Source organism: Gelidibacter pelagius (genome assembly GCF_017581925.1).
GTDB lineage: Bacteria > Bacteroidota > Bacteroidia > Flavobacteriales > Flavobacteriaceae > Gelidibacter > Gelidibacter pelagius.
In genome coordinates this window covers 260,189-285,252 of sequence record NZ_JAGEVG010000003.1, presented here as the reverse complement: position 1 = coordinate 285,252, position 25,064 = coordinate 260,189, and the positions used below count along the sequence as shown (strand labels likewise).

14 protein-coding genes are annotated in these 25,064 nt (G+C 38.5%); 10 read left to right on the top strand and 4 right to left on the bottom strand.

From position 1 onward, the window contains the following. Positions 1–618: 618 nt before the first annotated feature. A complete protein-coding gene (locus J4051_RS04290; RefSeq protein WP_208232619.1) occupies positions 619–3,099 on the bottom strand; it encodes an exopolysaccharide transport family protein in 2,481 nt (826 codons plus the stop codon). 6 nt (positions 3,100–3,105) lie between these two features. Then, on the bottom strand, positions 3,106–3,900 hold the full coding sequence (locus J4051_RS04285; protein WP_208232618.1) for a polysaccharide biosynthesis/export family protein: 795 nt from the start codon (positions 3,898–3,900) through the stop codon (positions 3,106–3,108). A gap of 282 nt (positions 3,901–4,182) precedes the next feature. Here J4051_RS04285 and J4051_RS04280 point away from each other — a divergent pair, with 282 nt between their 5' ends. From J4051_RS04280 to J4051_RS04260, 5 genes are all read left to right on the top strand, one after another. Beyond that, positions 4,183–6,042 carry an ABC-F family ATP-binding cassette domain-containing protein gene (locus J4051_RS04280; RefSeq protein ID WP_208232617.1) on the top strand — a complete coding sequence of 620 codons (1,860 nt, stop codon included), beginning with the start codon at positions 4,183–4,185 and terminating at the stop codon, positions 6,040–6,042. A 351-nt stretch (positions 6,043–6,393) separates the two neighbouring features. Then, positions 6,394–7,164 (top strand): O-methyltransferase, encoded by a 771-nt coding sequence (locus J4051_RS04275; protein ID WP_208232616.1) that lies wholly within the window; start codon positions 6,394–6,396, stop codon positions 7,162–7,164. 150 nt (positions 7,165–7,314) lie between these two features. Continuing rightward, a complete protein-coding gene (locus J4051_RS04270) occupies positions 7,315–7,998 on the top strand; it encodes an ABC transporter ATP-binding protein (protein WP_208232615.1) in 684 nt (227 codons plus the stop codon). A gap of 383 nt (positions 7,999–8,381) precedes the next feature. Next, the gene (locus tag J4051_RS04265; RefSeq protein ID WP_236027212.1) at positions 8,382–9,707 is read left to right on the top strand and encodes a DUF58 domain-containing protein; all 1,326 of its coding nucleotides are present in this window, start codon (positions 8,382–8,384) and stop codon (positions 9,705–9,707) included. 1,028 nt (positions 9,708–10,735) lie between these two features. Next, a complete protein-coding gene (locus J4051_RS04260; RefSeq protein WP_208232614.1) occupies positions 10,736–11,674 on the top strand; it encodes a LysR substrate-binding domain-containing protein in 939 nt (312 codons plus the stop codon). A 91-nt stretch (positions 11,675–11,765) separates the two neighbouring features. Here the strand turns inward: J4051_RS04260 and J4051_RS04255 are convergent, their stop codons facing one another. Beyond that, positions 11,766–11,963: a hypothetical protein gene (locus J4051_RS04255; RefSeq protein ID WP_208232613.1), complete on the bottom strand. Its 198-nt coding sequence runs from the start codon at positions 11,961–11,963 to the stop codon at positions 11,766–11,768. Between the two features lie 506 nt (positions 11,964–12,469). Here J4051_RS04255 and J4051_RS04250 point away from each other — a divergent pair. From J4051_RS04250 to secA, 3 genes are all read left to right on the top strand, one after another. Next, the gene (locus J4051_RS04250) at positions 12,470–13,045 is read left to right on the top strand and encodes a cob(I)yrinic acid a,c-diamide adenosyltransferase (RefSeq protein ID WP_208232612.1); all 576 of its coding nucleotides are present in this window, start codon (positions 12,470–12,472) and stop codon (positions 13,043–13,045) included. 156 nt (positions 13,046–13,201) lie between these two features. Next, positions 13,202–13,423 (top strand): DUF2795 domain-containing protein, encoded by a 222-nt coding sequence (locus J4051_RS04245; RefSeq protein ID WP_010177336.1) that lies wholly within the window; start codon positions 13,202–13,204, stop codon positions 13,421–13,423. Positions 13,424–13,721: 298 nt separating this feature from the next. Beyond that, entirely contained in the window at positions 13,722–17,075 is a 3,354-nt protein-coding gene (secA, locus tag J4051_RS04240) for a preprotein translocase subunit SecA (protein ID WP_208232611.1), read from the top strand. Positions 17,076–17,227: 152 nt separating this feature from the next. On the opposite strand, the gene J4051_RS04235 is transcribed toward secA, so the two are convergent. Further along, a complete protein-coding gene (locus J4051_RS04235) occupies positions 17,228–19,699 on the bottom strand; it encodes a hypothetical protein (protein ID WP_208232610.1) in 2,472 nt (823 codons plus the stop codon). Between the two features lie 219 nt (positions 19,700–19,918). Here J4051_RS04235 and J4051_RS04230 point away from each other — a divergent pair, with 219 nt between their 5' ends. Both J4051_RS04230 and J4051_RS04225 read left to right on the top strand, forming a co-directional pair. Next, the gene (locus tag J4051_RS04230; RefSeq protein ID WP_208232609.1) at positions 19,919–20,587 is read left to right on the top strand and encodes a porin family protein; all 669 of its coding nucleotides are present in this window, start codon (positions 19,919–19,921) and stop codon (positions 20,585–20,587) included. Positions 20,588–20,755: 168 nt separating this feature from the next. Further along, complete coding sequence (locus tag J4051_RS04225) at positions 20,756–24,712, top strand: AsmA family protein (RefSeq protein ID WP_208232608.1); 3,957 nt, start codon at positions 20,756–20,758, stop codon at positions 24,710–24,712. Positions 24,713–25,064: the final 352 nt, after the last annotated feature.

Below are 25,064 nucleotides of genomic sequence, written 5' to 3'. Positions count from 1 at the left end.
TTAAAAGCTCGACGGAATTAGCATAATTTTGTGTTTCTCCTAAACAGATTCAAAATGACAGTAATTTTAAAGAAACTCTCATAGAGCCTTTATTGGTCAGGCTTTTAGAGGAACATTTAATTTTAATCGGACACCATTGAACCAAGATTCAAGATTCAGTAGCGTCCGATATAAGAACCAAGACCGCTGCGCTATAAGAATCAAGAACCAAGACTAAAAAACTTAGAACATTAAAAATGTGGCTTTTAAAATTTAAAGCTCGACGGAATTAGCATAATTTTGTGTTTCTCCTAAACAGATTCAAAATGACAGTAATTTCAAAGAAACTCTCATAGAACCTTTATTGATCAGGCTTTTAGAGGAACATTTAATTTTAATCGGACACCATTGAGCCAAGATTCAAGATTCAAGATCTTCAAAAATCAACAATCAACAATCTTCAACCCGCCCCTACCTAAGAAGGTACGTTCGGGCTAGTCGTTAATCGTTAATCTCATAACCTTATCACTACTAATTCCTAATGCCTAATCCCTAATTCCTCACCTCTAACCTCTCACCTCTCACCTCTCACCTCACCACTAATCCCTAATCCCTAATCCCTAATCCTTAAAACCCCCATCAACCAATACTCTTAAAAAACCGCTTAATGCGTCTCAACAGCGGGCGTCTGCCGTTTCCTTCGTGATAGGCATTGCCATAAACGCCGTAACCATAGCCGTAGCCGTACCCATACCCGTACCCATACCCGTAATTATGATTGGTCTTGTGCTTATAGAAGTTAAGGACAAAACTAATATTCTTGACCTCACCCATTTTATATTTGGCGTTGATTAAAGCCAACATCCCTTTTTTGGTATAATCCAATCGGACCATAAACAGGGTGGCATCGGCATATTGTGTCAATTCTAAAGCGTCGGTGACCAAACCTAAAGGTGGCGTATCCAGTACAATCATATCATAACGGCCACGTACTAACTCGATGAGCTCCTTCAATCGATCGCCCATTAATAGCTCTGAAGGGTTTGGAGGTACTGGCCCCGACGGAATGACATCTAAATTTTCAACATGCGACGAATAATTAACCTCATCAAACGTATTGTCTCCAATTAAATAATTGACAACACCTTTATCATTCGAAATATTAAAATCATCAAAAATTTTGGGTTTTCGCAAATCCAGACCCAACAGCAAGGTTTTCTTCCCGGACAAGGCATAAACTGTCGCTATATTAATGGAACAAAATGTTTTTCCTTCACCACTCACCGAGGACGTAATCATGATGGTTTTGCCGACACCATCCTCTTCACCTTGCTTTTTATAAATAAACTGTAAACTTGAACGAATAGAACGGAAGGATTCTGAAACTGCCGATTTCGGCTTTTCAAATACCACCAAATTGTTTTTATAATTGTATTTCCCAATCAAACCCAAGATTGGAATGCTGGACAAACGTTCTACTTCATCCGAACCGTGAATGGTATTATCCAGTAAGAAGATCACAAATATGAGGAACATGGGGATAAAAAAGCCTAACATCAAACCCATCATATAATTCAGGTTTTTGTTGGGACCAATCCGGCCGCCTCCAATATCCTTGGCTTCGTCAATAGTGCTGATGTCCGATACATTCGCCGCTTTCACGATAGCCGCTTCCCCCCGTTTAGTCAAATAAATATTATAGGCCTCTTGACTGATGTTCATCTTACGCTGAATTTTCAAAAACTCCTGTTGGTCTTCAGGCAGATTGCTCAACTGCGCTTCAAAACGCGCCATATTATTATTAATAGCATCCAAATTGATACCAATCGTCTTTTTTGTATTGCCAATAGTTTCTAAGAGCACATTCTTTTCGGCATCAATTTGCCGATCAATATCCTTAAAAATAACATTGCCCTCCTTAACCGTGTACTCTTTTGATTGCCGCTCAATGGCTAATGCAGTAATTTTAGCAACACTCGACAATATGTTATTCTCAGTAATCCCTACAGAAGTTGGTGCAGCTATTTGAGTATAATCAGTCTTTGTTCGGAGATAGTTTTCGAGCGAATTAAGATAGTTTAATTTGGTACGTTCTTCTTCCCTGCTTAAGTCTAAGGCTCTCAATTTTTCCGAAACAATATTCATTTCTTCCGTGACATCAAACAGCTTATTCTTCTTTCTGAAGGTATTCATTTCATCCGTAACATCCTTGAGATTGTCATTGACGGCATTCAAACTACTGTCAATGAATTTTATGGTATTGGTGGCGTATAAGTTCTTGCGCTCCAATTCCGTCTTGCTTAAAATTGAGGTGGTCGCATTCAAATAATCCACAATCTTGGCTTTGTTACTTCCCGCCAAGGATAAGGTTAAAACTGAGGACGAACTTCCTGAAAAAGGGGCGATCATCACACTGTTTTTATACTGATTGACTACCGAATCGAAATTTAAAAATCGCAGATAGTATTTTGAACCCTGCACGATATTGCCGTCATTCCGCTTTGTAATCGTACCATTGAAAAAAGGTAAATTGATGACTTCACCAAAGCTAAAGGTCTGCGCGAATGGTCCGACCTTAAAATTGTCGTTATATTTTGCTTTATCCGAATAGCGTTGGGCCGTAAACCCGCCTTTTTCGAAATTGGCAGTCAGTTCGAATTGTGTGTCATTTATAAATTGGATTCCAATGATGTTACCTAAAATCTGCCCTTTGGATTGATCTAACTTCACTACAAACGGCGCGTTTTTATAAATATCCTCCATACGATATTTTCCTTCCTGCAGATATTCCATATAATACTGTAAGGAATCCATCACCAACTCATTATGGGTACGGGTTTTTACAGTGGTCATTACTTTGCCCACTTTCCCCGAAACACCTCCCCAGTTGAAAGAAATACTGGTATTGGCCGTGAAAAATGGATTTTGATCGGTTTCTACTGAAATCAGCGAATCTAACTTATAGATGCTTTGTTTTCTTACATTGATAAGATACGCGACAATCAACGCAAACACCACACTTAGGAGCACAAATTTCCATAAGTGAAGGGCCTTAAACAAGTAGCCCCTAAAATCAAAGTAGGTGCCTCTTGGTTCTGAATAATCGTCGTGTTCTTCCATGATCAATTAGAATCTCGTAAGCAATAAGATGGTTGTGGTGACAAGGCTCAAAACAGAAACGATCGTAGCCAAGGACTCCCTGCCCGTGGTTCCTGTACCCCAAGTTTTTTGTTTGAGTGGCTTAACATAGATCATATCATTGGGCTGGATATAGTAATATGGCGAATTCATGACATTGATATCTGTCAAATCCAAGTGATGGATCTGTTGCCCTTGCGGGTACTGCCTGATGATCAAAACATCTTTTAAATCTCCTGTAATGTCAACTTCACCTACATTGGCAATGGCCTGAAAAATGTTGACCCGTTCCTGAAATAGTATTTGTGTCCCAGGGGATCGTACCTCACCCATAGCGGTATAGCGCAATCCAGAAAGTTTAACCGTGATAAACATATTGGCCGTTTCCTTGAATTGCTCCTCCAGAAGTCTATTTTTTATAAGCTCTTCAATTTCCGTAGTGGTGTACCCTAACACCGTCATTAACCCCAGCTCAGGGATTCTGATACTGCCATGGGTATCTACCGTAAAACCATCAAAGTAGGCACGTTCCGAGGCACTTGCATTCAAGTTCCCTTCACCTATAGGATTGAAAATACTGACATTTTCTTGGTCCAAAACCTTAATCCGAATATTCAAAATATCATTGATCTGAACGCGATATGGTTTTTGCTGCTCCACCATCATCTGTAGCGTATCCGTGGCCATATCCTTATTTTGGAGATACACAATATCTTTATGAGGAATACAGGACGTCAACAAACTACTGAGAATTAATCCCATAACCAATAAAAATCGTTTCATAGAGGGTCACATGTGTTTTGACAAATATAAGTTATCACTATGAATATCAAAACAATTATGGATTTTTTTGGTTTATTGGCAAATCAAAGGCTAAGACCGTGCAAATGATAGTAGTTCGGATGGGTTACTTTTTATTTTTAAGTCACAAAGAATAATAAGTGCTTGATTTATTAGGAATTCTATTTAATGACTTTACACAATTAGAAGCTCTTTGTAAGCTTTAAAAACTGAAGATTTACCCTCCCTTATTATTTATTCCCGTTATTTGCAAAAAAATAGACTTTGAATTACCTAACTGTTGAATCGATTTCAAAATCTTATGGCGAAGTATCGCTATTTGAAGACTTGTCTTTTAGTATCCATAAAGACGATAAAATTGCCTTTGTGGCTAAAAATGGAAGTGGCAAAACCTCCATCTTAAATATCATCTCAGGAGCAGATCAACCCGATAACGGGCAAGTCGTGATCAGGAAAGGGCTGCGCTTGTCTTTTTTATCCCAATCGCCACAATTCGAAGACGAACTCACCATAGAAGATACAATTTTCAATTCCGATTTGCCCATTTTAAAAATCATTGAAAGTTACGAAAAGGCACTTTTAAATCCAGAGGACGCCGAGGCCTACCAAAAGGCTTTTGAGGGTATGGAGCGCCATAATGCTTGGGAATTTGAGCTGCGCTTTAAGCAAATCCTGTCGCAATTGAAATTGGAAGACCTCAGCAAAAAGATCAAAACTTTATCTGGTGGTCAGAAAAAACGCTTGGCACTGGCAACAGCATTGATCAACGAACCTGATCTTTTAATTTTGGATGAACCTACTAACCACCTCGACCTGGAAATGATCGAATGGCTGGAACAATATTTTGCCAAGGCGCAAATGACCTTGTTTATGGTCACTCACGACCGGTACTTTTTGGAGCGCGTCTGTAATGAAATCATCGAGTTGGACCACGGCAAACTTTATACTTATAAAGGTAATTACTCCTATTATTTAGAGCAAAAGGAAGCACGGGTCACTAATGAAACTGTTGAAACTGGCAAGGCCAAACAGCTTTTCAAAAAAGAATTGGACTGGATGCGCCGCCAACCAAAAGCACGGACCACCAAATCGAAATCGCGAATAGACGATTTTCAGGACATCAAGGCCAAAGCGCACCAACGCCGAAACGACCATCAGATTCAACTGGAAATCAATATGGAACGCTTGGGGAGCAAGATCGTTGAATTTCATAAAGTCTCAAAAGCATTTGGTGATAAGGTGATATTGAATGGTTTTGAATATGTTTTCAAAAGAGGCGAACGCATTGGGATTATCGGAAAAAATGGGACTGGAAAATCGACCTTTTTAAATATGTTGACCGAATCCATCGCCCCAGATGCAGGGAAAGTCATCATTGGCGAAACGGTGAAGTTTGGGTATTACACCCAAAGCGGCATCAAAATAAAAGAAGGCCAAAAAGTAATTGAAGTTATCAGAGAATTTGGTGACTATCTTCCGTTGACCAAAGGACGTCAGATTAGTGCCTCACAATTATTGGAACGATTTTTATTCGACAGAAAAAAGCAATATGACTTTGTGGAAAAATTGAGTGGTGGCGAACAAAAACGTTTATACCTCTGTACGGTACTGATTCAAAATCCGAACTTCCTGATTCTGGATGAGCCTACCAACGATTTGGACATTGTGACCTTAAACGTGCTTGAGGAATTCCTGCTGGACTTCCCTGGGTGTTTGCTCGTGGTATCGCATGACCGTTATTTTATGGATAAGATTGTAGATCATTTGTTTGTTTTTAAGGGCGAAGGTGAAGTGGAGAATTTCCCTGGCAACTATTCCGATTACCGCGATTATGAAGCGTCCGCACCAGTTGTGGAAATTTCAAAAGCAGAAACCGGCACCGTGGATCAGACAAAGAACGAAGCCAAGAGACTTTCTTATAATGAGAAAAAGGAACTAAAATCGTTAGAAAGCAAAATCAGATCTTTGGAGTTGGACAAAAAAGCCTTTGAAGAAAAATTTCATGACACGACTTTAAGCCAGGATAAAATCAATAAATTGTCATTGCAGTTAGAGAAAATAATTGACGAGTTAGAGGCAAAGGAAGCGCGATGGTTTGAATTGTCGGAAAAGTTGGAGTCTTAACTATTTGTTATTTTTATTATTTATTAGTATTAATTCGCCCTAAAAATCAGTGAAAAATCAGCAAAAATCCGCGTCATCAGCGTTCTATTTAATTTTGATCGATGACCGATGATTGATGACAGATTTTTGCTTGTCCGCAGCTTTTGCAGAAGCAGAGAACAATAGAAACAAGAAACAATAGAAACCTGAAACAATAGAAACCTGAAAAAGCCTGCCCGTCCGCCTGCCCGTCCGTAGTTTTTACGAAGGCGGGTAGCGAAGCGAAGGCGGGCCTGCCCGTCCGCAGCGAAGCGAAGGCGGGCCTGCCCGTCCGCAGCGAAGCGAAGGCGGGAAACAAGAAACTCTTAAACCTTGCATCAAATCCTCTCCTACATAAAATTCCTCCTCAAATCAAAAAACCAACACGGTGTCCACTCCCCTTTTGTATATGATTTGGTCACGGCATGTTTTTATTATCGCACGAAATATGCTGAGTATGAAGCCATAGCCACCTATCGTTCAGAGTTGCTTCAGAATCCTGAAAAAATCACCATCACCGATTTCGGTTCGGGGTCTAAAGTTTTTAAATCTGATGAACGTGCCATCAATGCCATTGCCAAAACATCGGGCACCTCCTTAAAAAACACCAAATTATTGTTTCGGATCGTACGGTATTTTGAATCTTCTACCATTTTAGAACTCGGCACCAATCTTGGCATTGGTACACACGCCATGGCCTTGGCAAACCCTAAATCACAAATCACGACTATTGAAGGCTGCCCTGCGATTTTGGAAGTTGCCAATCAGCAGTTTTCAAACAAGAATCTATCACACATCACCACTGTTCAAGGGGATTTTAAATCAAAAATTAAAGAACTCACAGAAAAAAAATGGGATCTGATATTTTTTGACGGACACCATTCAAAAGAAGCCACCTTGAGCTATTTTGAGGCACTAATACCGACTGCCCATAATGATTCTGTTTTTATTTTTGATGATATTTATTGGTCCAAAGGGATGACGGAAGCCTGGGAAATCATTAAAAAAAATCCGAAGGTCACCGTGACGGTAGACCTGTTTCATTGGGGATTGGTTTTCTTTAGACAAGAGCAAGCTAAAGAACATTTTAAGATTAGAGTGTAACAACTCCGCAATTTGAACGTCAAACCAATCGTAAATCAATTATCTTGCAAACACGAAAAATTCAAGATTCCATGTTTGATATTCAAAGTTTGTTTATTCATCTTTGAACCTTGAACCTTGAGCCTTGAACTTTGAACCTTAAACACACCCATGGGAAACGTCATTCATATTAGAAACATCGTTAGAAACTTCCAATTAGGATCAGAAACCGTTTATGTCTTAAAAGGCATTGACCTTGACATAGAACGCGGCGATTATGTCGCCATTATGGGACCTTCGGGTTCTGGGAAATCGACCTTAATGAATTTATTGGGTTGTTTGGACACCCCTACTTCCGGTAAATACATTCTCAACGATCAAGACGTAAGTCAGTTGAGTGACGATCAATTGGCAGAAATCCGAAACAAGGAGATCGGTTTTGTTTTTCAAACCTTCAACTTATTACCAAGAACCACAGCATTGGACAATGTAGCGTTACCAATGATCTATGCCGGTGCCTCAAAAGCAGACCGTCAAGCGCGTGCCACAGAAGTATTGAGCGATGTAGGATTGGCCGATAGGATCCACCATAAACCGAATGAGCTTTCTGGAGGGCAACGTCAACGTGTGGCCGTAGGCCGTGCTTTAGTCAACAGGCCTTCCATCATTCTTGCCGATGAGCCTACGGGAAATTTAGATTCTAAAACCTCGTTGGAAATTCTCCAATTATTTGACGATATTCATCTTGCAGGAAACACCGTAATCGTTGTGACCCACGAAGAAGATGTGGCAAAAAGAGCGGCACGTGTTATTAGATTGCGCGATGGGATGATTGAGAGTGATGAGAGGAATTAGATATTTTAGTTGGCAGTTGGCAGTCTTCAGTTGAGCCCGCCCGTACCACTCGTGTGAACCAATTCAAGAAGAAAAAAGTACGTTCAAGCGGGTCTTCAGTTGGCAGTCCTCAGTGTGCAGTCTTCAGTAGGCAGCCCGCCCGTACCGCTCGTCTGAACTAATTATAGAATAAAAAGGTACGTTCGGGCGGGTCTTTAGTTGGCGGTAGGCGGTATCTCAACGCTGAGACCATGGATGGTCGAGGCATGTAAAAATCAAGATCCTTCAGGCAATTCCTCTAAGAATGAATAAGAAATTGTATTTTCGATCAAGATAAGCTTAGGGGTACTAAATCTCATTTGTGGCGATAAATTAGTGGCAACAAATCCGAAATTAAATTAAAATTGTTTAAATCTTTTTACATACAGCCTCGTTTTTTTTATAGTGGAATCTTCATTATAACACTGTTCGTATTCAGTTATTTCATTCCTGTTTTATTTGGAATTGCCCAACTCTCCATTCTGGTCGTATTGCTCCTGTTTTTTCTGGATGCATTGATTGTGTTTTTTAACAGTAATAAAATTGTTGCCCATCGTATTCTACCTGATAAATTCTCTAATGGCGATAATAACCAAGTAGAAATCAGTGTAGAAAACAAGTATCCGTTTATTATCTATTTAACTATTATTGATGAAGTTCCAATCCAGTTTCAAATAAGGGATTTTGAGCTCAAACTCAAAGTTAAACCCAATAAAGAAGATCGCATTGGCTATAACCTCAAGCCAACGGAGCGTGGGGAATATCATTTTGGAAACCTCAATGTTTACGCAGCAACGAGAATAGGACTGGTAGCCAAACGTTTTCGTTTTGATAATGAAGCCATGGTGCCTACCTATCCGAGTTTTAAGCAATTGCGGAAATTTGAACTGATCAATATTAATAATAACCTACAGGATTATGGGGTTAAGAAAATCAGGAGGATTGGCCATTCCATGGAGTTTGAACAGATTAAGGATTATGTTTTAGGTGATGATCTACGCACCATTAACTGGAAAGCGACGGCTAAGAAAAACAGCTTGATGATCAACCAGTTTCAGGATGAAAAATCACAACCTATCTATTCCATTATCGATAAAGGCCGCGTGATGAAAATGCCTTTTGATGGTTTGAGCTTATTGGATTATGCCATTAATGCCACTTTGGTCATCAGCAGTATCGCCTTAAAAAAACACGACAAAGCCGGAATGCTTTCTTTCTCCAAAAAGGTAGAAAACATTGTGGTAGCACAACGCCGAAGTTCCCAAATGCGCTTGATATTGGAATCACTTTACAATATAAAAACCGATTATTATGAAAGTGATTTTAGCCGATTGTATGCCAACATTAAGCGTAATATCACGCAACGCAGTCTAATCCTACTCTACACCAATTTCGAAACTTTAGATAGTTTAAATAGGCAATTGGCCTATTTGAAAGCAATCGCAAAGAACCATCTCATCGTTGTTATTTTCTTTAAAAATACGGAGCTCACCAGTATTGTTGACGAAAAAGCGGGTACCATACAGCAAGTCTATGATAAGGTTATTGCTGAAAAATTTGCTTTTGAAAAGCGATTGATCGTTCAGGAATTAAAAAAGTACGGCATCTACTCTATTCTAACCACGCCGGAGAATCTGACCATCGATACCATTAATAAGTATTTGGAGATTAAATCAAGGGGATTGCTTTGAAGGAAGTTGGCGGGGCTTAGTTGGCAGTCCTCAGTCTTCAGTCTTCAGTCTTCAGTTGGCAGTCCTCAGTATTCAGTTGGCAGCCTTCCCGCCTTCGCTGCGCTACCCGCCTTCGTAAAGACTACGGACGGGCAGGCGGACGGGCAGGCAGGTTTCAGTTCATTTCAGAAATCAACAATCTTCAACCCGCCCCTACCTAAGAAGGTACGTTCGGGCAACTCGTTAATCGTTAATAAAATTGCAAATTCAATGCATCTATTCAAGGCAACTTAGTCACGCCATCATTTCTTCGTGCTTCGAGCTTCCCGCTCCAAACTCTAAAAACAATTCACGTAATCATGACCAACAATATTTCGACTTCTCCCGATTCTTGGTCTTGGATCTTGGCTCTTGGTTAAAAAATCAACAATCACTTAGTAGAGATGCGGTTCATTTGTTTGAATTAATGCGATTACAAAAGCATCAAGGATAAAATTCCCTATCAGCTGACAGGCAGGCAAATTTCAATACGATGGTCTATGAAAATCAGTGTTATTTGTGTCTAAAGAAAATCAGGTTTTCTCAATTCAAATCGTAGTCTACAAACTAAATAGATGTACAGGTCGGCGCTCCGTTTTTTCTCGCAGAGGCTCAGGGCGCAGAGTAGATTTGCAAATCCATCATTATCTTTGAAAGAAAAAAGAGGACATTAAGTCCTTTTTTTTTATATAAAAAATCTCAAATCTCTACATATTTTAACTTTTTTTGGTCTCATCTAATTGGATTTGACTCCAATATAATTTTCGCAACTAATCAGTAATGGCTTGAGACACTCTTGTTTTACATCGGGTCTAAAGGGAGTCAAGGACATTTCGAGCCTTTCACCCTTTAGGGAGGGGTAAAGAAGGCTTGAAATGTGTCAATTTTTCTATTAGACTGATTAGTTACGATTTTTCCTTTTTGTTCACTAAAAATTATGCTTTAATTAACCAAATATATAATAGTTTTTGTAGATAGTTTTTATATTTTTATAGTTTAAATGAATAACCATGACCATTACGCAATTAACTTATGTTATAGCTATTGCAGAACATAAAAACTTCACCAAAGCGGCCGAAAAATGTTTTGTTACGCAACCCACATTAAGCACACAAATACAAAAATTAGAAGAAGAGTTAGAAGTTCTTATTTTTGATCGCAGTAAAAAACCCATAGAACTCACTGAAGTTGGACGGAAAATTGTCCAGCAAGCACGAAATATTGTCAATGAATCTGAACGCATCCAGGATATTGTTGATCAACAAAAAGGATTTATTGGTGGCGAATTTCGAATTGGAATCATCCCTACGGTTATGCCCACCCTGCTTCCCATGTTTTTAAAAACATTTATAAAGAAATTTCCTAAGGTAAAACTGAAGATTGAAGAGCTAACCACTGATGAAATTATCTTACGGATTAAAGAGGGTCATTTAGATGCCGCCATTGCTGCAACGCCTTTGGAAAGCGAAAACATAAAAGAACGCGTACTCTATTATGAACCTTTTGTAGGCTACATACCTGAACACCATCGTCTTTTTGACAAGAAATCAATTGAAGTGTCCGATCTTGAGATCAACGACATGTTATTGCTTGAAGATGGCCACTGTTTTAGGGATGGGATCATAAATCTATGTAAAGCTTTTAAGAATCAGAACGAAGATAGTTTTCAGTTGGAAAGTGGCAGTATAGAAACTTTGATCAAACTTTCAAACGAAGGATTGGGCATGACCCTACTCCCCTATTTACACACTCTGGAACTCAATGACAGCCTTAAGGTCAACCTCCATCATTTCGTAGAGCCTTCGCCAGCGCGTGAAGTCAGCATTATTTACCATAAAAGCGAATTGAAAATGCAGATTATTGATGCACTGCACGACGTGATATCTGGAATTATTCGTGGAGCGATTGCCTTTCAAAACGTAAAAATCATTAGTCCACTATCAAAATAAATAAGAACTTGCCTTTTCGATTAAGACAAGTTCAGGGCAGTCAAAACCCATTTATGGGAATAAAAAAAGCGACCGGTTGGTCGCTTTACTTTTAAGTTTTTAAATAGATTAAACATTGATTTAACTCTGGATTCTGTAGGATCAAAGATCTGATAAAGACCTTTAGCTCTTCAATTTCGTAAGGTAATAAGCGTTGAATAGCTTTTTGAACTTCTCTACAGAACAACGCAGTATCAAAACTGACTTTGCTAAGCACAGTTTTAGTGTACTCAAACATTGCTCTTGACATGATTTTTTAGTTTAGGTTATAATATTAGGTAGATTTGAATAATAGGCATCATTTTTTAGGTTGTCTAAATTTAGTAAAAAAATCAGCATCTTACCTAAGGAAGGCTAACTTTAACAAATTAAAAAGACATTTTCCTTTAAAAAAAACCATTATCCCCATCCAAAACATCGTCCAATCCAACAAGGGCACTGCTTTCTCCTTCTGCTCTCCCCCAGTTTGAAGTAGGCTTATTCAATTCATAACTCGTCAGTTCTCAATCCGTCCAGTAGCTGGGCAATTTCTCCCAATATCGGATTCAATTTCAACTTCAACATCAATTTCAATCCGTCTTATCTCCCCACTACCCACTAACCACTACCAACTACGCACTAACCACTTCATGCTTCGTACTTCAATCATCCTTCTTCCCTCTCCAAAAAAATAGTCCTCCATTGGTGGCAAACCTTTTTAATCTATTGTATCTTCGTACTTCAAGCTTCGCGCTTCAAACTTCAAACTCTTTTAAAATGAAAATCTATACAAAAACAGGTGATAAAGGCACCACCGCGCTATTTGGCGGCACAAGAGTTCCAAAACACCACATCCGCATTGACAGTTACGGTACGGTTGATGAACTAAACTCCCATATTGGCTTGATCAGAGACCAAAAAATCGACCAACATTCCAAAGAAATCTTAATGATCATTCAGGACCGATTGTTTACCATTGGCTCTACCTTGGCTACGGATCCTAAAAAGGCAACGCTTAAAAGTGGTAAAGCCCGATTGAACATTCCCAAAATTTCATCGCAGGACATCGAACGTTTGGAAAATGAAATAGACCTTATGAATGCCTCCTTACCCGAAATGACACACTTCGTTTTACCTGGCGGTCACCAAACCGTGTCATTCTGTCATATTGCCCGCTGCGTATGCCGTAGAGCGGAACGTCTGGCATCGGCACTTAATGACTTAGAGCCTTTTCAACCCGAAGCCTTGACCTATTTAAACCGTCTATCTGACTACCTATTTGTGTTGGCACGAAAGTTGTCCCATGACTTGAAGGCCGAAGAAATTCAATGGATTCCACAAAAAGAATCTTAATGAAATTAGGCCATTACATTTTTTTTGATTATATATTAATATCGAGAAATCCTGTAAGAATTATACGCTCTTTTAAATAGTGATTAAATAATTCATTTATTACTTGATTATATCAACAAAAAATATATTTTTGCAAAAATTTAAAACGAATAACAAATGTATTGGACATTAGAACTAGCATCTTATTTAAGTGATGCGCCTTGGCCTGCAACCAAAGACGAATTAATTGATTATGCGATCCGTACTGGTGCGCCTTTAGAAGTGGTAGAGAATTTACAAGCAATTGAAGATGAAGGAGACTCTTATGATTCAATTGAAGAAATATGGTCAGATTATCCAACCGATGAGGACTACCTCTGGAACGAGGACGAATATTAAATCAAGAACCACGAGACCTGTCCGACCGACACTGGCAGGCAAGTCCGTGAGACATGAATGATAAATTGTCCTTCCGATTGCGATAAGCATCAGAGTATAAAAGCCCACTAGTGGGAAATAAATCAAAAAGAATAGTTAAAAAGTCTCATTAAGAGACTTTTTTTGTGCGTTATTTTTTAATAAACTTAGCACAAACCGTATCTTTGTGAGCCTTACAGGCAAAACATCGTACAAATAACATATATTATCATAAATGCACACGGAGCATGTCGACGTGTAGCTTAAATAAAAACATCATATGAGTTTTTTAGATTCAGTATTGAAGGTCTTTGTTGGCGACAAATCCAAACAGGATGTCAAAGCCATCATTCCTATTGTAGATCAGATCAAAACCTACGAAAAAGCTCTGGAAGCTTTGTCACACGACGAATTAAGAGCAAAAACAGACTTTTTTAAATCTAAGATCGCTGAAGCGCGCCAGCCTTTTAATGATACTATTGAAAAACTTCAAAAAGAGGCTGAAGCAACAGAAGACATTGATGAACGTGAAGACATCTACCTTGAGATAGACCGCATCAAAGACGACATTTACAAGGCTACAGAAGAGGTATTGAACACTATTCTGCCAGAAGCCTTTGGTGTGATTAAAGAAACCGCAAAACGCTTTGTACACAATACTTCCATAACCGTAACGGCAAGTACTTTTGACCGCGAAATTTCGGGAAGCAAAGACTACGTCACCCTAGACGATGATAAAGCTATATGGGCAAACTCATGGGATGCTGCCGGTAAACCAATTACTTGGGATATGATCCACTACGACGTCCAACTTATCGGCGGTGTAGCACTTCATCAGGGTAAAATTGCAGAGATGCAAACTGGTGAAGGTAAAACCCTTGTGGCATCACTTCCTATGTACTTAAATGCACTTACCGGAAACGGCGTGCACTTAGTTACGGTCAACGATTATTTAGCAAAACGTGATAGTGCGTGGATGGCGCCTCTGTTCGAATTTCATGGTATGAGCGTAGATTGTATTGACTACCATCAGCCCAATTCAGCAGCGCGTAAAAAAGCATATAATGCCGACATCACTTACGGAACCAACAACGAATTTGGTTTCGATTATCTGCGTGATAATATGGCACATTCGCCTGACGATTTAGTACAACGCCCACACCACTACGCCATTGTGGATGAGGTGGATTCCGTTTTAGTGGATGACGCTCGTACCCCGTTAATTATTTCCGGACCAATTCCGCAAGGAGAGCGTCATGAATTTAACGAATTAAAACCTAAAGTTGATGCCATTGCCGCTGCGCAACGTCATTATCTAACAGGTGTTTTGGCCGAAGCAAAGAAATTGATTGCTGAAGGTGATCTTAAAGAAGGTGGTTTTAAATTATTGCGTGTTTACAGGGGCATCCCTAAAAACAAAGCCTTAATCAAGTTTTTAAGTGAGGAAGGCATCAAACAATTACTGCAAAAAACTGAGAATCATTATATGCAGGACAATAACCGCGAAATGCCTAAGATTGATGCGGAACTGTACTATGTGATTGATGAAAAAAATAATCAGGTCGAATTATCTGATAAAGGTGTGGAATTTCTTTCTGGAGAAGACGATCCAAATTTCTTCGTCATGCCAGAAATCGGAATGGAAATTTCAAAAATTGAAGCACAAAACCTTTCCAAAGAAGAAGAAGCAGAAGCTAAAGAAGAACTGTTCAGGGATTTTGGTATTAAATCAGAGCGTATCCATACCCTGAGCCAATTATTAAAAGCCTATGCCCTATTTGAAAAAGACATTCAATATGTCGTTATTGACAATAAAGTGATGATTGTTGATGAGCAAACAGGTCGTATCATGGATGGACGTCGCTACAGTGACGGTTTACACCAAGCTATTGAAGCCAAGGAGAATGTAAAAATTGAAGCGGCCACCCAAACCTTTGCTACGGTAACGCTACAGAATTACTTTAGAATGTACCGTAAGCTAGCTGGTATGACAGGTACTGCTTTGACTGAAGCTGGTGAGTTCTGGGAAATTTATAAATTGGACGTCATTGAAATTCCAACCAACAGACCTATTGCCCGTGATGATCGCGATGATTTGGTTTATAAAACCAAACGCGAAAAGTACAATGCGGTGATTGATGAAGTGACTAAGCTGTCGGAAGCAGGTCGTCCAGTTCTGATTGGAACAACCAGTGTTGAAATCAGTGAGTTATTAGGTAAAATGTTAACCTTGCGAAAAGTACCTCACAACGTTTTGAACGCGAAGCTCCATAAAAAAGAAGCCGATATTGTTGCTGAAGCAGGACAACCGGGCCAGGTGACCATTGCTACCAATATGGCGGGTCGTGGTACCGATATTAAATTAAGCGAAGAAGTTAAAAAGGCAGGCGGATTGGCCATTGTAGGTACAGAGCGCCATGATTCACGTCGTGTCGACAGACAGCTGCGTGGTCGTGCCGGACGTCAGGGAGATCCAGGTAGCTCACAGTTTTATGCTTCTTTGGAAGATAATTTAATGCGCCTTTTTGGTAGTGAGCGGATTGCAAAAATGATGGATAGAATGGGCCTTAAGGAAGGTGAAGTGATTCAACATTCCATGATTTCAAAATCTATTGAACGTGCACAGAAAAAAGTAGAAGAAAACAACTTTGGTGTGCGTAAGCGTTTATTGGAATATGATGATGTCATGAACGCCCAACGTGAAGTGATTTACAAACGCCGTCGTCATGCGTTGCACGGCGAACGTTTGCGTGTGGATTTGGCGAATATGATCTATGATACCTCAGAAATCATTTCCCAAACCAATAAAGCAGCTAACGACTTTAAGAATTTTGAATTTGAACTGATCCGTTATTTCTCTATGAGCTCGCCTATCACAGAGGCTGAATTCAGTAAAATGACCGATATAGAGATTGCAGGTAAAATATATAAGGCGGCATTCAATCATTATAAGGACAAAATGCAAAAGAACGCTGATATGGCTTTCCCTGTCATTAAGAATGTTTACGAAACACAGCGCGATAAATTCAAACGTATCGTCGTTCCGTTTACAGATGGCGTAAAGAGCTTACAAGTGGTCACAGATCTCGAAAAAGCTTATGAAACCAATGGGAAACAACTGATCAATGATTTTGAAAAGAACATTACTCTGGCCATCCTAGATGATGCATGGAAAACGCATTTGCGCAAAATGGACGAATTGAAACAATCGGTTCAATTGGCTGTCCACGAGCAAAAAGATCCATTATTGATTTACAAGTTTGAAGCTTTTGAATTGTTTAAGGTGATGATTGACCAAGTGAACAAAGATGTGATCTCCTTCTTATTCAAAGGTGAATTGCCATCAGAAACTACTGATGCCATTCAGGAAGCTCGTCAAACACGCTCCAAAGAAAAGTTAGAAACCAATAAGGAGGAAATTCCTAATTTGGATGAACGTTCTTCACAAAGCAGAGCTGCTGGAAACACACAACGACAAGAAGTGGTGGAAACCATTGTGCGCGACAAACCTAAAATTGGACGTAATGATCGGGTGACCATTAAACACGTGTTGAGCGGTGAAAACAAAACTTTAAAATACAAACAAGCTGAACCTTTAATATCTAAAGGAGATTGGGTGTTGACGGAAGATTAACCCAATTCTTGCGAAGTCAGTCCTGAAAATTTGGGATTATGAATAAAAAGAGGCTATCTCATAACACTTGAGATAGCCTCTTTTTCTACTTTACTGGCGTTCTCCTATCGAAGACATGTCACGAATTTTCAATTCTACAGATTCGTTTTGATTTAAAAATGCGAATCTAATAATATTGTTTTTTCTTCATAAATAACTGAACCATCATTTACAATACCTTCTATATATAATGTCACAGGCACTTTAGGTTTTGCTATGCTGAACTTAATATTTCCATTGGCATCCGGAATAAGTTTAGGTTTCCAGTCAACAGTACCATATTGTTTATAAAAATCATCGGTGTAATATTGATATTTCGGTACGTAGAATTTTTTCTCAACACTAAATGCCAAAGGCAGATCAACTCCTAATCCCGTTTTTCTGTTGTCTTGCAGATCAGAACCATAATAAGAATAGATTTTAACAACCCCGCTGGCGCCCCTAGCGCCATTACCCATTCCTGTTCTATTAATTTCAACATAATCCACATTATTGAGCGGATATTGATTTAACATAGACTGATCCACCAACTGTATATCATCTAAAAACACTGTCATCGGTCTAATTTTAACCTCATTATTTATCATATTATCCGCAGATGAAGAACTTGAGCTCGGTGTTCCACCAGAAGCGCCGTAGTTGGCGGTAGAATTGTTTTTCAGTCCTGAATAACCCAAGAACAATGCAAATCCGCCATCACTTTCATCAACAGTCAATCCCAAAAAATGTAAATAGTCCGTAAGCGTACCAAATGACATTCTATCTGCCTCTTCTACAATTTTAATTTTTCCATATTTATGCTCCCCAAGCTTCTGAATGCGCGTTTTGGTTTTACTTACCCGTGTAGAAACCGTTATTTCAGCCAATTGCTGCATATCATTTAACTTCTCAAATTGAATAGCATTGTTGAGGCTCGTACTGATATTATAATCAAATTTCGGATTTAAATAGACTGATTTAGCAGACAGTTTGGGAATAGCGTTTGGAAATGATTGAACATAAAGTTTTGCAGATTCCAACACATCATTACTCTTGACCTTGGACAAATACAAACGGTCATTCTCCATCGGAAAAACATTGTCTATCATAAAACTTTTATCGTTTTTGTTGACATTGAAAACTTGTGGGTCAGTCTCACCTACCGCGTGCATGAGATATGAGCTTGTGGGTTCGTTGTTTTGAGAGTTTATATTCACTTTATATCTGATGCCTTGTTCAAACGTATAATTCAGGCGTTCTGGAGCATTGAAAAGAGTGTTCCAGTTATAACTGCTCCAACCTTGGGTGATCAGCAGATTGTCCAATTCAAACTGTTTCTTAGCATCAATGTCAGTAAAGTAATACTTGGCTTGTTCAATTTCTCCATTTATATAGGGCTGTAAGTAGAGGTATGAAACAATATTATGGTGCTTATTGTAAGATATTGTTTCCTCGGGCAAGACCGAAATACTAATGTTGCTAAGCGCATCGGCATCTATGTTTTTGAAATTAAGTGCCACAGCAACGGAATCCTTTGTTTTTGATGCCGAAATCTCATTTGACTTAAGCATGTTTATGCCCTCATAATTAAAAAACAGACGCTCGGCAATTGGTTGATTATTTTCATTAAAAAGCGTCAATATATTAACTCCAGGAGAAGCGCTGGCCAATTCGATGCCTATCGTGACGGTTGCATTGTCTGTAAAGTTAACATCCATTAAAGTGCTTTTATCCCCATTGTGCCACAACAAACTGTAACCTTTATTTTTTGTTAAATCTAAACTTTCGGTATTGGTCACTATAGAGACAAAGACCTTGGACTTATTTCTGTTGAGAGAAATAATGACACCCTTTTTTTCGGTTCTTTGATTCAGATTGAAATTGAAATCCTTATTGCCATAGTTAAGCTTGATCCTGTAGTCAGTATTAATCTCTGCAAATAATGGAAATTTACCGATGCCCAATTTATTGGTTTTAAAGGCGGTCAGCACCTCATCATTTTTTCCAAAAACTGTGCCTTCTATATTGGGTACCCCATAACCCAAATTATCCTTGACTACCACACCAACCGTGTTCATGACACCATGAAGAAGGTGGCCACTTTCCGGTAAAAACTGTGCATCCAATTGGTTAGCTGTAGTTTCTTTCTCAATATATTTTTCGCTTTCCGGATCAATAATCCTAATCGATTCGACATAGTGATTTTGCTCAGTAAAATTAAGCATCCAATTGGTATAGGCTTTTATGGTGTAGTAACCAGAAGTAAATGTAGAATCAACAACAAAAGTATTTGATCCCACACCATCCATTATCCTTATCAACTTTTTTGCTATGGTCTTATCGTTTTTATCTTCGATAGAAACATAAAGGTTGGTGGTAAGGTTGGAAGGTTTTTTATCCTTCTTGTCAAAAACATAAGCAGTAAAACCGATTGCCTCGCCTTTTACATAGGTTGATTTGTTAAGGTGCAAATAGGCAACCTCTCTTGCGTCTTCGGTATAATTTTGATATGTGGGCAACACATCATTTTGGCCCACAGCTAAAGAACCAGTTAAGATCATCAACACAAATAAAAATAGCTTGTTAATTGGTCTGGGGATATTCATAACATTGATGTTTATACCGAAGATATCAAAAAAATAGCAGCACTCAAACATTATTCTCATAGATGTGGAAGCATCTCAGCACGCTTTATAGATGACTGTATCATGTTTTACGACATTTTTTAGTTTTAAAAAACTTTAGACCTAAACTAATTTTAAAAGACATGATGACATTTTAAAGAGTTCCCGATGCTATGACTTAACCACATAAAACATATCATTATGAATGATTCAAAAAACAAATTCAAATTTCTAGGTCTCGCATGCATATTTAGCCTGTCCTTTGCCGTAAATGCACAGGATTTCACCTATGGCGCCAAGGCAGGTCTTAATATTGCAAAACTTAAATTTTCTGATAATACTGACTTGGAATCACTATTGGGAGTCCATATTGGGCTATTTGGTAATTATGCCGTCACCGAAAAATTCGCCATTCAACCTGAACTTTTCTTTTCAACTGGTGGGACAAAGTGGAGCTATAGCTACATAAACGCTTCAAATAACGCTGAGGTTGAAATGAGAAGTTCCATGGGCGCAGTTAACGAGGTCTCAGGAAAGATCAAAACAAGCTACATCACACTCCCCGTCATGTTGCAATATAAAATTATAAATCATCTTTATGTAGAAGCTGGTCCTCAATACAATTTTCTACTCTCAATCAAAGAATCCGTTGATGGTGGTTCAGATGAAGATATTAAAGAATATTATAAGACAGGTACATTTGCATTTGGTGTAGGCGTCGGTTATGACTTATCAACATTTGCACCAGGCTTAAAGTTAGGTGTAAGATATACCGGGGATCTTTCAGACATGAATAAAGAAGAAGTCGGTGCAGGAAACATAAAAAGCAACATGTTTCAAGTAGGTGTCACTTATGCTTTTTCAAAATAAGCAAATCGATAAATCAGATCGAAATAAAAAAGAGGTTGTCTTAATAATTAAGATAACCTTTTTATATTTGAACCGGCAGTGGAGTCAGTTCCATCACTGATGAAATATATTCCATACACAAGGCTTAATAGCCCAAATTTTCTCCTTACTTTTCCATAAATTTCAACTTTGAAAACCCCAATAGGCAAGACCAAAAAATCTACAAAGCAAAAATGGCTTAAAAGAATTGCTATAGGTTTAATAGTTATCATGCTATTGCCCATCGGTCTTTTCACCATTGGTTGGCTCAATCGGGATAGTGTTATTGACGTGCTGCAAGCGTGGTATGCTGAAAACACCTCAGGAACATTGACCATTGGCAAAGTAAATGCCCGTTTCTTGAGTGGTTTCCCGAATGTGAGTTTTACGCTCAAAGACATCACGCACACCAATAGAGATTCAATTTCTGATCAGGTGTCAAGTCTTCAAATCGATGAAGCCAAGTTGGTCATAGGTGCCGGAAAATTATTGAGGGGCCAGATTGTTTTTAAAAACATCGCTATCAAGAATGCCGAATTCCATTCAGAAGTCATCTCAAAAAAACCCTTAGCATTTCACCAGCAACTAAAAAAAGACAAGCAACAAGCAAGACAAAAAGGTTTTCAGCTGCCTGGCTGGGTCAATCCTACGGGTGCGGATATCTTATTGGACAATGTCAAATACGTTACCAAGGATAGTGTTTTAAACAAATATTTCAATCTTCACATTCATAAAATCAAAGGGACATTTAAAGGAGATGATTTAAAGTTAAAGGGAAACTCCAATATGGATATCACCGTCAACAATTTAGGGTTCAACACCACTAAAGGCAGTTTCTTCAATGGTGCCATAGTAAAAGGCGTCTATAAATTTACTGTGGATTTAGAGAATGACCATATAGAAGTTCCAGAATTCCCACTCGCAATTGATGACCAGACCTTTCAATTAAGTGCCGATTTTGATCTTTCGGACATCACGGAATACAGGTTTGAACTGCAAAATCCCAATACAGATTTTAAAGCGATTAAAGGTTTACTTACGGATAACATTTCGGAAAAACTCAAAAGTTATGAGATCCAAAATCCTCTTGCAACTAATCTCAGACTAGTGGGCAAATTCGCCTATGGCAATAATCCTGATATAGATGCTCAATTTTCTACAGCAAATAACGAGGTGGCCATTGCTGACAAATTCCATTTTAAGAAGACATCTTTTAGTGGCAACCTGACCAATGATCTTTATAATACTGATAGTTTAAGACAAAAAAAATCTGTAAAAGATTTCAAAATAAGCTTTGATACCATTCATGCGAAATTAGAGACCATAGAGGTTGCTATCCATAATTCCTATTTCCAAAGCACACCGGAAGCCTTAAATTTTATCGACGCCAATGTGCGATTAAATGGCGCTAATGAAGACTTGGCAGCGATTATTGAAACCGACAATTTTGATTTTAAGGGTGGAAAGTTTCTTTTGGATGCACACTTTTCTGGAGACATCCAAAACCCTTTCGAATTTCTAAACAAAGCTACGGGTCTATTCAATCTGAACAATACACGGGTCGTCCTTAAAAAAAATGGGCTCCAATTGCCTGTACAATCTATTACGGTATCATTGGAAAGGGAAAACTCAGTTTTAAAGGAACTGACCATCAACCTCCCCAATGGTGAAGATTTAGTATTTAAGGGAAACCTAAAAAATATTGCTGGGATTCTATCCAAGACGCCTACAGTTCCCACGACGAGTCAGATCTCATTGAACTCTAAAAACCTAAATGTCAATGATGTGATTGCCATGGCGAAACGGTTCGTACCAAAGACCAATACGCCGGTGGACGACAGAAGAAATCTCCATGAAACCCTTGATGCCATTTACAGCCAATTTCATCCGCAGTTTAATATCAATGTCGGCTCCTTAAGGTATAATGATGTGGTGATAAACGACTTAAGCTCGAATATGGAGCTGATCAATTCAGAAACTATCCTGCTCAAGAACTTTAACTTCAAATATGATGAAGCAATAACCAATCTGAAAGGTAATGTTAGGGTCCATGGTCCACAAAGCAAATTGAAAGATGCCGTTTTTATGAATGCTGAAGCGAGTTCAAGTGGTCCCATCTCTGTATTTAAGGATTTGTTCAATATTCAACTGTTCCGGATAGATTCAGGTGATTTTAAGTTTAACGGACATGTTACCGGCAATGTAAAAGAACTCAGTGAGCTTCTAAATAATGCCAGAGGTGATCTGACCTTGACCAATACCAATCTCCACTATGAGCCTGCTGAAATAGACATCATTATTGATTCTTTGTCCCTTTTTGTTAATAATTCAAATATTCTACTTAAGGAATTTAATGTGGAGATTGATGACGTGCATTCCATAAATCTCGATGGAAGCATCAAACAATTTCCGATTTTTTTATTGGATGATAAAGAAGGGGCCAGCTCTGTGTCTTTAAACCTTACCGCACCTTTTATTGACGGCGATGAATTGCTGGCAACCATAAGTTCCTTAAAGAAGGAAGACAAGTTAAACGTCCAAAAAAACAAAAAGGCATTACATACCATATTTAAAGATATCAACAGGTTCAATCCAGAGATTCAGATAGCTGTGGATTCATTAAAGTACAAAGACTTGATCACAGAAAACATCAATTCCCAAATCTTTTTTGAAAATGATTCCATTCTTAAATTGAACCATTTGGATGTCCATTTTAAAGAGACCGTGGCCAATGTTTATGGTGAAATCATTGCGCATTCCACGCATGTTGAGCTGTCGAAGGACAATCCGTTTGATCTTGATTTTTCGGTGAAGGTGAAAGGAAAATCTGAAGACTTGAATGATTATTTGAAGACCACCAATTTCGTATTTAAATCGGGTGATTTTGAATTTATCGGGAACTACAAAGCAGAGTCCAAAGATTTGAAGTTGTTGAATGCCGAGGGATTTGGTGATCTAAAAATGGCGGGGACTTCTGTAGAATTCAAAGCGGCCGGGCTTCAAATTCCAGTAGATAGTTTGCATGTTGAAATAAACAACGATGTAGCGACACTCAAAACGCTTGATATTCGATTACCAGGGAAAAGTGAGGTCTATTTCTCAGGAACAATTGACAATTTTTCAGGATTTATCAATGGGCCACAGGATATCAATCAGCATAGTTCCAGCTTTTCCATCCATGCGCCGTATCTAGACACCTCACATATCAAGGAGTTTATTGCATCTTCAAGCCTGAATACCCAACCAACGGATACGACTTCTTTTGATCTCCAAAAGTGGAAAACCACCATGGTAGAGATCAACAGCTCATTTTACCCTGCCATAGCCATCGAAATTGACACCCTAAAACACGATAAATTCAATATCACCAATTTTGGTTCAGAACTCCTATTTGAAGAAAATAATTTAATGATTGAAGATATGCAGTTCGATAGTTTTGGAGGCACACTATCATTAGACCTCGCTTTAGGAATTGAAAATGCCGTGAACACTCCAGTTGCAATCGAAATTGACGTCGATGATATTGAACTTCATGAGTTTCTAAATAGTGTCAATTATTTCAATAATGAAGATTTAAAGCAGGCTGACAGCATTAGGGGCCTCTTAAATTACACTTTAAAAGCAACCGCATCATTGGATGAACAAGGGAAACTCAACATGGATTCCATGAATGGCGTTCTTCATTTTGAACTGGAAAACTTAGCACTCTATAATTATAAACCCCTCATGGAAGCTATTCCGCTGATGAAGGCAGAGCGCTTTAAAAACCTAAGATTCCAACCTATTGTCCAAACTTTAGAAATTAAGGATGGTGAAATAATGATCCCGAAAACAGAAATTCAGTCGTCGGCCATACACTTGTTTGCCGAAGGCCGATTAAAGTTGAAAGAATATATGAATATCTGGTTATCGGTGCCATGGAAAAACCTCAAAAGCAATGACGGTTTGTTATTGCCAGAAAAAACGACCTACGAGGATGCTGGAGCTAAATTCTTTTTGCAAATTGTTCAAGATAAAAACAGTAAAAAAACAAGAAAACAAAAGCTAAAAGTCAAATTTAAACTTGGAAATAGAAAATTGCGAAAGATACGAGCGGGTACAAAGTAAAATCCGATGAAAGTACCAGCAACTCCATTTTAAATTTTCCAAGTAGCTGATTTCTTAATAAAAAATAAAACTAGTTAAGGCTGTTCTGTTTTTTTAGAACGATTCTAAATCAGCTAAAAATGAAGATAAAATAGACTCATTATTTATCTTTAACAAAATAATTCCCCATCTTAGATACAGAATATTAACAGATTAAGAAATTAAAAGTCGTCGCAAAAAATAATCAATCGCTTAACTTCTCAGTTACGATTTATGCTTGTACGATTTTCATATTTACTTTTTTAAATAAATATGATGGATATCAGTTAAGCCACCAATCCATTTGATTATTTTTAACATACAATTCACATTA